Here is a 13,239-nt window from a genome sequence, read left to right as displayed (position 1 = left end):
TTAAAAAAGGATAACACATCTGTGAGAGGCAAACGCAGCCAACCGTCGGATCACGCCGCCACGCTTCTGGGCTGGTATGATGTCCACGCCCGCACCCTGCCCTGGCGGCTAAGCCCGGCTGATCAAGCGCGCGGACTCCGCCCCGATCCTTATGCCGTCTGGCTCTCCGAAGTGATGCTGCAACAAACCACCGTGGCCGCCGTTAAAACCTATTTCGAGCGGTTCACCTACCTCTGGCCCGACGTGCACGCCCTCGCCTCCGCCCGTGATGAGGATGTCATGGCCGAATGGGCCGGGCTTGGCTATTACGCCCGTGCGCGTAACCTGTTGAAATGTGCGCGCGAGGTCGCAGCCCTTGGCGGGTTTCCCGACACCCGCGATGACCTGTTAAAACTTCCCGGCATCGGCCCCTATACCGCCGCCGCCATCTCGGCGATTGCGTTTGATCGTGCCGAAACCGTGGTTGATGGCAATGTCGAACGGGTCATGGCCCGCCTCCATGACATCGAAACACCCCTGCCCGCCGCCAAGCCCGAGCTCACGGCGCTGGCCGCTGACCTCACGCCTGATCAACGCCCCGGTGATTACGCGCAGGCCGTGATGGACCTCGGCGCCACCATCTGCACGCCGAAAAATCCTGCCTGCGGTATCTGCCCGTGGTCCGCTCCCTGCCTCGCCCGCACCCGTGGCACGGCCCCCGTCCTCCCGCGCAAGACGCCGAAAAAACCCAAACCCACAAGGCTCGGCATCGCCTATGTCGCCCGCCGCGCCGATGGCGCGTGGCTGATGGAGCGCCGCCCGGACAAGGGCCTCTTGGGCGGCATGCTCGGCTGGCCCGGTGGCACATGGGGCGACACACCCGCCGACCTGCCCCCCATAACTGCCGACTGGGTGAACCTCAGCGAAGAAGCCCGCCACACCTTCACCCATTTTCACCTGCGCCTTGCCATCCGCGTGGCCCGCCTGCCGCTTGATGCCTCCCCGAGCACCGGGCAGTTCATCGAAAACCGTGAATTCCGGCGATCCGACCTGCCAACCGTCATGCGAAAGGTATATGATCTCGCTCAAAGCGCCCTGCCACCGCCCGGCGCATCCTGACGCAAGTGAACGCACGCCGACTTTCTGACGTTTCGGAGACCCAAATGATCACCGCCCAAGACCTCGCCCGCCCGCAAAACGCGCTGCCCTTCTGGCTCTCGCTTCTGCTGATCCCGATCGCTTGGGTCGGGGCCGTTCTGGGCGGTTGGTATGTGCTGCTCTTGCCGGTCGTAACGTGGTATCTCTTCTCGGCCCTCGACGCGCTGCTCGGCCTCAACCTCGAGAACGCCGACCTTGACACCGATGAAGACAAACTCACCCTTTACAAAGCAATTACAACGGCTTGGGTGCCGCTGCAATTCCTGACCCTGTTTGGTCTAATCTGGTATGCGACCCACAGCGGACATCTCTCCACGATTGAGAAAATCGGCCTGTTCTTTGGCGTTGGCGTCATCACCGGCACTGTCGGAATCAACTACTCGCACGAGCTGATGCACCAGAAAAACAATACCGAACGCTGGCTCGGCGACATTCTCCTCGCGATGGTGCTCTATTCGCATTTCCGCTCGGAACACCTGCTGGTGCATCACCGCTATGTCGGCACCCCGCGCGATCCGGTCACCGCGCGCTATAACGAAGGCTTCCACCGCTTTTACCCGCGTGTCCTCGTCTCGTCCCTGAAATCCGCCTTCCGGGCAGAGCGCGAGAAACTGGCCAAGAAAGACCTCTCCTGGACCGCCCCTTCGAACCCCTTCTGGCGTTACTGGGGGCTGCAAGGTGCGATGCTCCTCCTTGCGTTGCTGCTTGGCGGCTGGTCCGGGCTGTTTCTCTTCCTGTTTCAGGCGGGCGTTGCGATCTGGCAGCTCGAATTGGTCAATTACGTCGAACACTATGGGTTGACCCGCAAACACCTGGGCGATGGCAAATATGAACACGTTATGCCGCATCACAGCTGGAACGCAGCGCACAAGGCGTCAAACTGGCTGCTGATCAACCTGCAACGCCACTCCGATCACCACTACAAACCCAACCGCCGCTTTCCGCTCCTGCAAAACTATGGTGAGGATCAAGCGCCCCAGCTGCCCTACGGCTATCCGATCATGACCATGGCGGCGATGATGCCCCCCGTCTGGCGGCGCGTGATGAACCCGCGCGTGCGCAAATGGCGGGCGATGTATTATCCTGAAATCACCGATTGGTCAGCCTATAACAAGGCGCGCAATCCCATGCCGCGCTAAAATCTTCGCAATTCACCGCCCAATACGCCCCTTTATGCATCACGCAAAAAGCGACCCGCCCACCAAAAATTCTTCAAGAATTTTTGCCCGAATTCTTTGAAAGAATTCGCGTCACCGCCCATCACTACACTGTCACAACACCTTCACAACATCCGCCACGAACGGATGTGCTTTCACGGCTGGATCAATCACCGCTGCTTGCACGATGGGTTTCAATGCATCGGCCACCTGCCCCGGCATATGCTGCAACACCCCAACCCGCGCTGTCAGGTTGATCCGCCGCGACAGCGGCGCAAAAGGAAGCTCCAGAACGTCAATCTCGCCAGCAAACCGCCGCGCCCGCATCAAGGCAAGCGGCGTCAGAATCGTCCACCCCGCGCCCTGCCCGACCAAGGAAAGGATCGCGTGATAGCTGTCCAACTCGAACTGATGCGCCAGCGTCAGGTACTGACGCGCCAAATGCGCGGCAATCAACCGGCCCATATAGTGGCGCGAGGTATATTGCACCAATGGCAGATCCTGCAGCTGTTTCAACACATTGCCGCCCGGATCAACCGCCCCCTTGGGCGCGGCCACCACAAAGCCATCCTCCAAAATCGGATGAACCTCCATCCAATCTGCCGCCGCCCCCATCTCGGCCGCGACAATCACGTCCAAGGCTTGCGCATCAAGCTGATCATAGAGAAAATGGCTCGCCCCGGTGTCGAGCAGAAACTGGCAGCCCTGCAACTCTCCCGCCATATGGCTCAAAAGCTGCGGCGTCACATCCGCCTCGAAATCCTCGATCATGCCCAGCCGAAACCCGGTCAGCGCACTCATGTCGCCGCTCGCCAATTCCGCCCGCGCCTGCGCCGCCTCGCTCAGGATGATCTGCGCCCGCCGCCGGAAAATCCCCCGGCTGGCGTCAATCGCACAGGCCGCTCATTGCGCAGCAAAAGCGTGACGCCCATCGCGGTCTCAAGATTGGTCAGCTGTTGCGACACCGCCGACGGCGACGCCCCCAATCGGCGCGCCGCAGCCGAGATCGACCGCTCCTCGGCCGTAGCGATAAACACCTCGATCCCCCACAAGGTTATCTTGCCGGGGCCGCCCGCCATAACCGGGCTTACTTGCCGAACTTAGAAAGCTTCGACTGAAGATCGGCAAGCTGCTGCTTGATCGCATCAAGCTCTTCGCCACCCTCTTCCTTGTCGTCTTTCTTTGGGCTGCTGGTTGCCGACGGTGCGGCTGTCCACGCGCCGGTCATCGCCTTGATAAAGGCGTCCTGCTGCGCTTGCATCGCTTCCATGCCCGGCATCTTGGCCATCGGGTTCATCGACCCGATGTTCTCCATCATCTTGGATTGCCCGTCGCGCAGCATCTCGAAACTGGCCGCCAGAAACTGTGGCACCACGCTGGTTGCCTGCGTCGTATAGCTGCGCACCAGATCGTTCAGAACCGATACCGGCAGCACGTTCTCGCCCCGGCTTTCATGCTCTGCGATGATCTGCAAAAGATACTGCCGCGTCAGGTCATCGCCGGTCTTCAAATCGACAATCTGAACTTCACGCCCATCGCGGATGAACCCGGCGATATCGTCAAGCGTCACATAATCACTGGTCTCGGTATTATAGAGCCTACGGCTCGCGTAGCGCTTGATAAGAAGCGGTTTGTCACTCGTGGCCACGTGTTTACCTCCCCAGCAAATGCAGCATTGCAGCAAAGCTTACGCCCTTGCAGCATAAAAGAAAAGAGCGAGCCGTGACCGGCTCGCTCTTCACGCGGAACGCACCCCTATGGGAGGAGAGGGAGAGTGGGGTGCGGAACCTGACGTTCTTATTTCGCAGTCGCTTTTTTGGCTGCGGTGGTCACATCGTCGGTGGCCTTTTTCATGGCGGCAGTTGCTTCTTCCGAAACGTCTTTGCCAGCAGCCATAAGCAGCTCAACGGTGTCCATTTGGACTTTTTTGGCGATCTCAGCGAAAGCAGCCATGTTTTCAGCAGCAACTTCGGCGCTGGCCGATGCGAAATCGGTTACGGCTTTTGCATAGTCAGCAGGCTCTGCTTTGACTTTGGCGATGTCCGACAGTTTGGCCAAAGTGTCTTTGGTCCATTTGCTCGAAATCTCGTTGGATTTCTCAGCAGCCGAAAGAGCAACCGAAGTCAGCTTTTCGTTCAGGCTTGCTTGGCTTTTGAAGGATTTTTCAAAAGCAGCGGTGTCTACCGGGAATGCGCCCATCATGTCTTTCATGATTGCGGAAAAATCTTGTGTCTTGGTCATTTCAAAGTTCCTTACATTAACGGTGCGGGCCATCCCGCTTTTCTGCGTCTGCAAAGAACATAGTTTCTGCACTGCAGCATTGCAAGGTTTTTTGCTGCAGTGCAGAATAAATCGCCTAACCTACTGTAAATCAAGCAAAGGTTTCGCCACCACATAGGTCCCTACCGGCGCCGGAGCAAGCGGTGTATAGCCCGAATCGCCCGGTACGCGCGCCGGGATCATCTTGCCCGAACGCTTGCGCAGCCAGCTTTCCCAGCGTGGCCACCATGACCCTTCGTGAAAGGTTGCACCTTCATACCATGCGGCGTGATCCTGATCCGTGTCACCATTCGTATAATGGCCGTACTTCTTCTTGGACGGCGGATTAACGATCCCGGCGATATGGCCCGACTGTGACAGGATAAACAGCTTCTGTTTCGATCCCGCCTGCCGCATCCCGCGATAGCAATCCTTCCACGCGGCAATATGATCGGTCTCGCAGGTGACGGCGCAGAACGGCACATCGACATCGCTGATATGCACCTTTTGATCTAGGATTTGCAGCCCGCCATCACAGAACTTGTTGTGCTGGCACAGCCATTGCAGATACTCGCGCGTCATCCGCCCCGGCAAATTGGTGCTGTCGCCATTCCAGAACAGCAAATCAAACGCCGGCGGCGTCTCGCCCAGCATGTAGCTCTTGATCGCCGGTTTGTAGACAAGATCATTGGATCGCAGGAACGACATCGTGCGCGACATGATAAAACTGCGCAGCACACCAACCTCGTCGACCTCCTCGACAATCCCGTTGATGAAATCATCCTGCAGGAAGGGCACGAACTCCCCCTGATCGGAAAAATCGGTGAGCGCGGTAAAGAAGGTGGCCGACTTCACCGACTTGTCGCCGCGCTTGTTCAACAGCGCCAGCGTCATGTTCAGCGTCGTGCCCGCAATACAATAGCCAACGGTGTTGACCTGTTTCTCGCCGGTGATCTCCTTCACCACCCGGATCGCTTCCAGCATCCCCTCCTCGACATAGGCCTCCATGCCGACATCGCGATAGGCCGACCCCGGATTGACCCACGAGACCACAAACAACGTATACCCCTGCTCGACAATCCACTTGATCAGCGAATTTTGCGGCTTCAGGTCAAGGATATAAAACTTGTTGATCCACGGCGGAAAGATGATCAGCGGCGTGGCATGCACCTCGTCGGTCTGCGGACTATACTGGATCAGCTCCATCATCCGGTTGCGAAAGATCACCTCGCCCTCGGTGGTCGCCACGTTCCGGCCCAACTCGAAAGCATCCTCATCCGCCAGCCGCACCAACATTTCGCCGTCGTTCCGCTCAAGATCGGCAACAAGGTTTTCCAACCCCTGCACAAGAGACTCGCCCTCGGTCTCCACCGCCCGCTCCAACGCATCAGGGTTGGTGCCAAGGAAATTGGTCGGCGCCATCATGTCGATGATCTGCGTCGAAAAGAACTTCAACCGCCTGCGGTCGGTCTCTTCAAGGTCATCGACATCCTCCACCGCCTGACGAATCGCCTCGGCGTTCTGCTGGTACTGGCGCTTGACGAAGTTGAAATAGGGGTTGGTTTTCCACAATGGGTTGGCAAAACGGATATCTTCCGGCCCGTCATCTTCGGGTGCGGCAATTTCACCCTTCATGAACTGGCTCTGCGCTTCCATGAAGTGACTGACCGTTTTACCCCAGTATTCCAGCTGATGCTCGAAAATCTTCGCCGGATTCTGCATCCACTCTTGCCAATAGGCACCCGCGGCACGCACGAACAGCTCCTGATCCGGCCCGTTCAACTGTGCATTGGGCGGTTTTCGATGACTCATCACGTTGATTAATCGTTGCGACAGCGCCTCAACCCGCGCCAGGTTTTCGTTCATCCGGTCCAAGGTTTCCGGGGCTATGCTGTCTTTTGTTGTCATCTTAATACTTTTTCCCTATCTTCGCTGCTATGCAGCATCGTGCAGCCGGTTGGAGGGACCGAGCTCACGACATCGGGACGGCCCCGAGCAAAACAAAGGATACGCACATGCGCAACATGGCAAGCTACGACCTTATGGAAACCGTCCGTAATACTAATCAATGGTTGGGGGCCTCCACCCTTGCTCTTGCATCCTACCCGATCTTCTCGATGGTGCCAAACCCTGCGCTGCAATGGCTCGCTGCTTGGGGCGAAGTGACCGAACGCTCGTTTCAACGTATGCTGGTCAAACCCGGCTGGGGCATCCGCTCGCACACTTGCGAAGACGGCAGGGACCACCTCGTCAACATCGAAACTGTTGTCTCCCGCCCCTTTGGTGACCTCATCCACTTCAACGTCGTAGGTCGCGAACCCCTCAAGCGCAAAGTGCTTCTTGTCGCACCTATGTCCGGGCATTACGCCACGCTGCTGCGCTCCACCGTTATCTCGCTGATGACCGATTGCGAAGTCTACATCACTGATTGGCATAACGCGCGCGACATTCCCGTTTCCGAAGGCAAGTTCGATATCGAGGATTACACCCTCTACCTTGTCGATTTCATGAAAGAGCTCGGCCCCGACACCCATGTGATCGCCGTGTGCCAGCCCGCGCCGCTGACCCTTGCGGCCACCGCCTATCTGGCTGAACAGGGCCCTGATGCGCAGCCAAGCTCGCTCACCCTGATTGGTGGCCCGATTGACCCCGATGCCGCCGCCACCGATGTGACCGACTTCGGCGCCCGCGTCACCATGGGTCAGCTCGAGCATGCCATGATCCAGCGTGTCGGCTTCAAATACCCCGGCGTCGGCCGTCAGGTCTATCCCGGCCTGCTTCAGCTCACCTCCTTCATGTCGATGAACGCCGAGCGTCACTCAAAAGCGTTCCAGGATCAGATCATGCGCGTCATGCGCGGCGAAGCCAGCGATCATGACCCGCACAACCGCTTTTACGACGAATATCTCGCCGTGATGGATATGACGGCCGAATTCTACCTCTCGACCGTGGAACGTATCTTCAAAAACGGTGAGATCGCCAAAAACGAATTCGTCGTTGATGGCCACAAAGTCGACATCGGCAAAATCACCACTGTCGCGGTCAAAACCGTCGAAGGCGAAAAAGATGACATCTCGGCCCCCGGCCAATGTATCGCAGCACTTGATCTCTGCACCGGCCTCCCGGATGAGAAAAAAGCGAGCCACGTCGAACCCGGCGCAGGCCACTACGGCATCTTTGCCGGCTCAAGCTGGCGCAACAACATCCGCCCGCTGGTGATTGAGTTCATCGACGCCAACTCGGATGCGCCCAAAAAAGCGGCCCCCAAGAAAACAGCCGCGAAAAAGACCAAGCCGGGCAAAGCCGCAAACAAAAACGCCGCCTGATCCCGCGCCGCGGCGCCCTCAGCAACGCAAATGCCACCTGCTCCGCAGGGTATCGCGCACCTCTTTCCAAAAGGGGTGCGCTTTGCTTTGCGCGTCCCTTGACGCCCCCGGTTGCAAGGCCCACTCTCCTCCCACAACTGTTTGCCGGGGGCGACGCAGATGACCGACATTCCCTTTTCCTGCACCTGCGGCACCGTTCAGGGCTATGTCAGCGTGCCATCGGCAAAATCCGGTAACCGCGTCACCTGTCATTGCGCCGATTGCCGCGCCGCGATGATCCACCTTAATCAGCCCGACCCGGCCCCCGATGGCATCGACATTTGGCAAACCCTGCCCGAGCATGTGCATTTCACCGCCGGAACAGACCACCTGTCCGCCATGCGCCTGTCGCCGCGCGGGATGTTCCGCTGGTATGCCGATTGCTGCAATACGCCGATCACATCGACCCTGCGTGGCCCGCGGTTGAACGTCGGTGGGTTTATCGCCGCGCGCTTATCTGACACCTCGGCCCTGCCGCCGCGCGGCGCTTATGTGTTCAAGAAACAAGCCAACGGCAAATACCGCCACAAGGGTATGGGCCACTTGGCATGGCGCGTCGCGCAACTCATGCTTTCGGCCAATCTCTCGGGAAGCTGGCGCGAGAATCCGTTTTTCGATGACACCGGCAAGCCCATCCGCACGCCGCGCACCCTCACCCGCGAAGAACGCAAAGCCGCCACGCCGTAGGGTGGGGTTTCACCCCACCGCCCCACCAAACGGCCCCGAGCCCGCCGTCACTTCCCGCGCCCGCGCAACCACCGCCAAAACGGCACCACGTCCAACGCCGCCACCGCCACGCCCAGCGGGATCATCCAAAATCCCAGCACCGGCAAGAAGCCCAACACGCCCCCCACCATCAGGCACAGCCCGGCCACAAGCCGCATCCCCGGTGGCAAATGCTTCCGGCTCCACACCTGTGCCCGCTTGATCAAACGCTTTGATTTTTGAACGACACCCGCCATGCCGCCTATTGCAACACGAATGGCTGCTCCATCCAATCCCGCAGCGCCTGCGTGACCTGCTCGGGCGCCTCCAGCGTCGGCACATGCCCCGCCTCTTCGATCACCTGCAACTTGGCATAGGGGATCAACTCGGCCATGAACTCATGCCGCTTTACGGGGGTCAGCCGGTCATGCGCCCCGCACATGATCAACGCGGGCACCTTGCATTTGCGCAATGTCGCCTGCTGATCGCGCCGCCGCTGCAACGCCCGCACCTGCCGGATAAACACCTCCGGCCCCAGCGCGCGCGCCATCTCGGACATCAGGTTCAAAACCTCGATCCGCCCCGGCCCCGGCGCAAGATAGTCAGGCTTCATAAAGCCGCGCATCACCTCGTCCAGCTTGCCCGCCTTGACCCCCACGATCATCGGCTCATAACCCGCCGATGTCTGGGGCGTTTCGGCCTGCGCATTGGTATCCATCAGAGCGATCCGCGTCACCCGTTCGGGCGCACGCCGCATGATTTCCATCGCGATGATTCCACCCATGCTCAACCCGGCCAACGCGAATTTCTGCGGGCTCGCCATCAGGATATCTGATGCGATCTCCTCTATCCGCTCGCCCTGCGTCGCACAGGCCACCATGACCGAACGCTCGCGGCTCAACGCCTCGACTTGCGGGCCATAAAGCCGCGCATCACACATCATGCCGGGCACGAGAACCAATGGCTCTTTCATAACGGAATCTTCGCTCCTTGGGTCGGGGTCAATTTCGGCCCCAACTTCGCAGGAACCCGCGTGGCGTCAACCGCGAACTCTTCAAATTGCGCAGCGTCAGCCTTTCCTCGCCAACAAAACGGAATGCCCGTTACAATCGGCATCTTCAGCGCAAAACGCCGCCACCTCACAGCCGCAATTTGCCAACTCTGCCGCATAGTCGTCCGGCGAAAGGCTCGCGTGATAGACCGCCTCACCCGCGACCGTCCCCCAGACGTCGCCCGCCTCCGGTCCGACGCTCATCATCAACGCCCCACCGGGGCAAAGATGCGCCGCAAGACGCGGAATAACCCCGCGCTGCTCCTCCGCCGTCAGATGGAAAAACGAATTCCACGCCAAAACCCCGTCAAACACCTCGCCCAAGTCCAGCGCCCGCATATCCCCCTCTATCCAACGCCCATCGGGAAACCGCGCCCGCGCCAATTCCAGCATCGCAGGCGCGAAATCAACTCCCGTCACGGCCAAGCCCCGCCCGATCAGATACCCCGCCATCGGCTCGCCCGCGCCACAGCCCAGATCCAGAACCCGCCCCCCACGCGGCATCTCGGCGCAAAACCGCTCCAGCCACCCGCGCTCATGCAAATCGCGGGTCCGGTCGCGGTCAAACTGCACCGCATTGTGCTCATACACCCCGCGCAAACTCATCCCAAAGCCAGCCCTCGGAACGCCGGAAAATCGGCATAGCGCGCCTGCCTCACAACGCGGCTTTCCGCCGGCGCATCTCCGCGTTTCAACAACGTCCCGCGCGGCGCGATATAGCTTGAGATCATCCCCCAAGGGTCCGGCCGCCACGCGATGTTGAACGCGCAGAGCTTGGGAAAAAACCACATCTCGGAATAGGGCAGATGGTCATGCAGCCACCACGCCAAGTCACGCCAATCCCGCCCGGCCGCGTAGTGATCCGCAAACCACGGGATCACGATGCTCGCCCCCGCAATCGCCTCCGCCCCGCGCCCCCGGTCCCAGATATGGCACTCCTGTGGGTACTCATTTCGCGCACAGTTCAGCCCGTTCTCATTGCCAAACCGGTTCAACGTGGCCGAGCGATACCCCGACCGCACAGCCACCCGCCCGAATGTCTCCTCCATCGGATCCAGCAGAGTGGCGCAAAACGCCCGCCCGTTCTCAATCGCCAGATCGGGATCATCCGGAATATTCTGCATCCCGTGAAAATTCGCGATCTCCGAATACAGAAACTCGCGCATGTAAAAATACCGGCTCAGCCGCACCCGCCCCAGCGTCTCAAGGCTCCACATGCTCCCCGGCCTGCGCATCGCATCTCCCCGTAGGGTGGGGTTTCACCCCACCACCCCCTCAATACCCGTTCCAGCGAAACGCGCCATCCTCGCGCAATGCCGAAAACGGGTTATGCGCCACTTCCCAGATATGCCCCTCCGGGTCGGCAAAATACCCGTGATGCCCGCCCCAGAACACATCGCTCGCCTCTTTCAACACGCGCCCGCCCGCCGCTTTTGCTGCCGTTAGAACCCGCGCCACCTCTTCTTTCTCGCGCACATTATAAGACAGCGTCATCGCCCCGTGGCCCAGCGCCTCTTCCGGCAAACCCAAATCCTCAGCCAGCTTCGCGCGCTCATAAAGCCCAAGCGTCTGCCCGATCAGATCAAAGGCAATCACCCCATCCGGGCTTTCAACCTCGCGCCACCCCATCGCGCGGTAAAACGCCTGCGCCGTCGCCATATCCGCAACCCCCAAGGTCACAAGGGAAATCCGCTGTTCCATTACTCCACCTTTGCTAACCAGTCCAACATGATGGCCACCGTGGCCTCGGTGTTGCCCGGTGACAGGATGTCACCCGCGATCACGTGATGCGACGGCTCCACCGCCGCGCCATCTGGCACCATAACCAACTCTGCGCCCCCGCCCCAGCGTTCGGCAACCGATCTGCTGACATCCGCTGTCACCACCTTGTCCTGCGGCGATAGGTAAAACAGCGCCGGAATATCCACCCCCGAATAATCCAGCGCGACGGCATGCTTGACCAAAGCCGCCATCGGAAACACCGCAGCAGACGGGTATCGCGTGGTCCAGAATGTCGCGTGCGCGTCGTTCTGCGGCTCCCAGCTGCGCTCACTCCCCGCGATCAACGGCAGCACATATCGCGCGCCCGGCATGGTCAACAACGCGGCCCGCGGATCGTTGATCCCGAAATTGGGCGAGACGAAAATCATTGCCCTCACGCCCTTGACCATCTCGGGCTGCACCGCCGCCTCCGCCGCCAAAGTCGCCCCCGTCGATGTGGCAATCACCACCACCTCATCACCCACCGCGCGCGCCACGGCGAGCCCCTCCTCCATGTCGGCCATCCAGTCGCGCACCGTCGCCTCGCTCAATGCCGCGCCGGGCCGCCCGTGCCCGGTTAACCGCGTGAACACCAAATTCGCGCCTAATGCCTGCGCCACCCGGTCCGGCACCGGGCGAATTTCCTCTGACGTGGCGGAAAACCCGTGAATATACAGCACCGAAACCGGCGTGCGCCGCTCGCTCTGCCCGGCCCAAACCACGCGCTTTTCGACCCCCTCGGTCAGGTCCTTAATCCCCGCCTCAACGCTTTCAAGGTAGACTTGAACCCCCTCGCCAAACCGGCGCGGCTCAAACCGCTCCACGCTGACGTCGACTGGCTCATACGGGCCGAACTGCCACGCAATCATTCCCACCGCGATCAGCAACAGCAAGACGCGCCCGACCCATTTTCCAAATACCCGCATAGGCTCCCCTCCCGTCGGCGGCGCTATCCTACCAGCGCCAGAACCTCCTCCAGCGCGCGTTCAATCAGCCCCAAACACCGCTCATCCGAAAACCGGTGATCCGCGTCCTTGACCAGTTCAAGCCGCATATCCGGCCCCTCCGCATGCTCCAGCAACCGCACGGCCGTCGCCACCGACACCGCCGTATCCGCCGTGCCCTGCAAAAACCGCACCGGAAAGCGCAACGCCAAGGGCGAGCGCAACACCAGCCGCCTGCGCCCGTCCTCGATCATCCGCTTGGTGATGATATATGGCTCCATGTAGTCGCTCGGCAATTCCACATGGCCGACCTCCTCCAACGCCCGCTTCTGCTCTGCGCTGAAACTCTCCCAATAGCCGTCCTCGGTGAAATCCGGGGCCGCCGCGATCGTCACCATCCCGGCCACCCGCTCCGGCGCGGCCCGTGCCAGCAACAAGGCCTGCCAACCGCCCATGGACGAGCCGACGGGCACGATCTTCCCGTCACAAAGCGCTTCGACAATTGCGAGCGTATCCTCGTGCCAATCCCCAATCGAACCGCCCTCAAACGTGCCCGAACTCTCGCCATGGCCGGAATAATCAAACCGCAGAAAGGCACGCCCATTCGCCTTGGCCCAAGCCTCAAGATGCACCGCCTTGGTGCCCTCCATGTCTGACTTCAAACCGCCCAGAAACACGATGCACGGCCCCACCCCCTCACTTTTGTGATAGGCCAGCCGCCGCCCCGCCGCCGTTTCAAATACCGATGCCGCCATCCACAGGCCCTCCAACAGTTTCGCTTATCATGCACAGCCCCCACAGCCTTGCAATCACCCAGCGCCCGACGGCACCACAACACGTCTGGTCGCTCAGCTCTTCAC

14 protein-coding genes and 1 pseudogene are annotated in these 13,239 nt (G+C 60.3%); 4 read left to right on the top strand and 11 right to left on the bottom strand.

What is annotated here, in order from left to right:
• The first annotated feature begins 21 nt into the window (after positions 1–21).
• Together N4R57_06840 and N4R57_06835 are read left to right on the top strand one after the other, a co-directional pair.
• Positions 22–1,098 (top strand): A/G-specific adenine glycosylase, encoded by a 1,077-nt coding sequence (locus N4R57_06840; GenBank protein ID UYV38746.1) that lies wholly within the window; start codon positions 22–24, stop codon positions 1,096–1,098.
• 44 nt (positions 1,099–1,142) lie between these two features.
• Complete coding sequence (locus N4R57_06835; protein ID UYV38745.1) at positions 1,143–2,276, top strand: alkane 1-monooxygenase; 1,134 nt, start codon at positions 1,143–1,145, stop codon at positions 2,274–2,276.
• 132 nt (positions 2,277–2,408) lie between these two features.
• On the opposite strand, the pseudogene N4R57_06830 reads toward N4R57_06835, so the two are convergent.
• From N4R57_06830 to phaC, 4 genes and pseudogenes are all read right to left on the bottom strand, one after another.
• Positions 2,409–3,373: pseudogene (locus tag N4R57_06830) on the bottom strand (LysR family transcriptional regulator).
• 8 nt (positions 3,374–3,381) lie between these two features.
• On the bottom strand, positions 3,382–3,942 hold the full coding sequence (phaR, locus tag N4R57_06825; GenBank protein UYV38744.1) for a polyhydroxyalkanoate synthesis repressor PhaR: 561 nt from the start codon (positions 3,940–3,942) through the stop codon (positions 3,382–3,384).
• Positions 3,943–4,091: 149 nt separating this feature from the next.
• A complete protein-coding gene (locus tag N4R57_06820) occupies positions 4,092–4,535 on the bottom strand; it encodes a phasin, PhaP (protein UYV38743.1) in 444 nt (147 codons plus the stop codon).
• 120 nt (positions 4,536–4,655) lie between these two features.
• Positions 4,656–6,461: a class I poly(R)-hydroxyalkanoic acid synthase gene (phaC, locus tag N4R57_06815; GenBank protein UYV38742.1), complete on the bottom strand. Its 1,806-nt coding sequence runs from the start codon at positions 6,459–6,461 to the stop codon at positions 4,656–4,658.
• A 107-nt stretch (positions 6,462–6,568) separates the two neighbouring features.
• Between phaC and phaZ the strand changes: the two genes are divergently transcribed.
• Together phaZ and N4R57_06805 are read left to right on the top strand one after the other, a co-directional pair.
• On the top strand, positions 6,569–7,879 hold the full coding sequence (gene phaZ, locus N4R57_06810; GenBank protein ID UYV38741.1) for a polyhydroxyalkanoate depolymerase: 1,311 nt from the start codon (positions 6,569–6,571) through the stop codon (positions 7,877–7,879).
• 159 nt (positions 7,880–8,038) lie between these two features.
• Positions 8,039–8,605: a DUF6151 family protein gene (locus tag N4R57_06805; GenBank protein ID UYV38740.1), complete on the top strand. Its 567-nt coding sequence runs from the start codon at positions 8,039–8,041 to the stop codon at positions 8,603–8,605.
• Between the two features lie 47 nt (positions 8,606–8,652).
• Here N4R57_06805 and N4R57_06800 read toward each other — a convergent pair whose 3' ends face one another.
• The 7 genes from N4R57_06800 to N4R57_06770 all read right to left on the bottom strand — a co-directional run bounded on the left by N4R57_06800 (position 8,653) and on the right by N4R57_06770 (position 13,134).
• Positions 8,653–8,880: a hypothetical protein gene (locus N4R57_06800; protein ID UYV38739.1), complete on the bottom strand. Its 228-nt coding sequence runs from the start codon at positions 8,878–8,880 to the stop codon at positions 8,653–8,655.
• Between the two features lie 5 nt (positions 8,881–8,885).
• Positions 8,886–9,596, bottom strand: a complete 711-nt coding sequence (locus tag N4R57_06795) for an alpha/beta hydrolase (protein UYV38738.1) — start codon at positions 9,594–9,596, stop codon at positions 8,886–8,888.
• A 96-nt stretch (positions 9,597–9,692) separates the two neighbouring features.
• The gene (locus tag N4R57_06790) at positions 9,693–10,280 is read right to left on the bottom strand and encodes a class I SAM-dependent methyltransferase (GenBank protein UYV38737.1); all 588 of its coding nucleotides are present in this window, start codon (positions 10,278–10,280) and stop codon (positions 9,693–9,695) included.
• A complete protein-coding gene (locus N4R57_06785; protein UYV39526.1) occupies positions 10,277–10,891 on the bottom strand; it encodes a hypothetical protein in 615 nt (204 codons plus the stop codon). The genes N4R57_06790 and N4R57_06785 overlap by 4 nt, the downstream gene beginning before the upstream one ends.
• Before the next feature lie 58 nt (positions 10,892–10,949).
• The gene (locus tag N4R57_06780; protein UYV38736.1) at positions 10,950–11,375 is read right to left on the bottom strand and encodes a VOC family protein; all 426 of its coding nucleotides are present in this window, start codon (positions 11,373–11,375) and stop codon (positions 10,950–10,952) included.
• A complete protein-coding gene (locus N4R57_06775) occupies positions 11,375–12,361 on the bottom strand; it encodes an alpha/beta fold hydrolase (protein ID UYV38735.1) in 987 nt (328 codons plus the stop codon). The genes N4R57_06780 and N4R57_06775 overlap by 1 nt, the downstream gene beginning before the upstream one ends.
• 23 nt (positions 12,362–12,384) lie before the next feature.
• Positions 12,385–13,134 (bottom strand): alpha/beta hydrolase, encoded by a 750-nt coding sequence (locus N4R57_06770; protein ID UYV38734.1) that lies wholly within the window; start codon positions 13,132–13,134, stop codon positions 12,385–12,387.
• Between the last annotated feature and the right edge of the window lie 105 nt (positions 13,135–13,239).

Source organism: Rhodobacteraceae bacterium D3-12, assembly GCA_025916135.1.
GTDB lineage: Bacteria > Pseudomonadota > Alphaproteobacteria > Rhodobacterales > Rhodobacteraceae > JAKGBX01.
Note: the sequence above shows the minus strand (reverse complement) of the source record. Positions and strands in the feature narration are given on the sequence as shown.

What these genes read in the sequence shown, in the direction of transcription:
- N4R57_06835 (UYV38745.1), top strand. Translation starts at nt 1,143, where the DNA reads ATGATCACCGCCCAAGACCTCGCCCGCCCGCAAAACGCGCTGCCCTTC.
- N4R57_06820 (UYV38743.1), bottom strand. Translation starts at nt 4,535, where the DNA reads ATGACCAAGACACAAGATTTTTCCGCAATCATGAAAGACATGATGGGC.
- phaC (UYV38742.1), bottom strand. Translation starts at nt 6,461, where the DNA reads ATGACAACAAAAGACAGCATAGCCCCGGAAACCTTGGACCGGATGAAC.
- phaZ (UYV38741.1), top strand. Translation starts at nt 6,569, where the DNA reads ATGCGCAACATGGCAAGCTACGACCTTATGGAAACCGTCCGTAATACT.
- N4R57_06805 (UYV38740.1), top strand. Translation starts at nt 8,039, where the DNA reads ATGACCGACATTCCCTTTTCCTGCACCTGCGGCACCGTTCAGGGCTAT.
- N4R57_06800 (UYV38739.1), bottom strand. Translation starts at nt 8,880, where the DNA reads ATGGCGGGTGTCGTTCAAAAATCAAAGCGTTTGATCAAGCGGGCACAG.
- N4R57_06795 (UYV38738.1), bottom strand. Translation starts at nt 9,596, where the DNA reads ATGAAAGAGCCATTGGTTCTCGTGCCCGGCATGATGTGTGATGCGCGG.
- N4R57_06790 (UYV38737.1), bottom strand. Translation starts at nt 10,280, where the DNA reads ATGAGTTTGCGCGGGGTGTATGAGCACAATGCGGTGCAGTTTGACCGC.
- N4R57_06785 (UYV39526.1), bottom strand. Translation starts at nt 10,891, where the DNA reads ATGTGGAGCCTTGAGACGCTGGGGCGGGTGCGGCTGAGCCGGTATTTT.
- N4R57_06780 (UYV38736.1), bottom strand. Translation starts at nt 11,375, where the DNA reads ATGGAACAGCGGATTTCCCTTGTGACCTTGGGGGTTGCGGATATGGCG.
- N4R57_06775 (UYV38735.1), bottom strand. Translation starts at nt 12,361, where the DNA reads ATGCGGGTATTTGGAAAATGGGTCGGGCGCGTCTTGCTGTTGCTGATC.
- N4R57_06770 (UYV38734.1), bottom strand. Translation starts at nt 13,134, where the DNA reads ATGGCGGCATCGGTATTTGAAACGGCGGCGGGGCGGCGGCTGGCCTAT.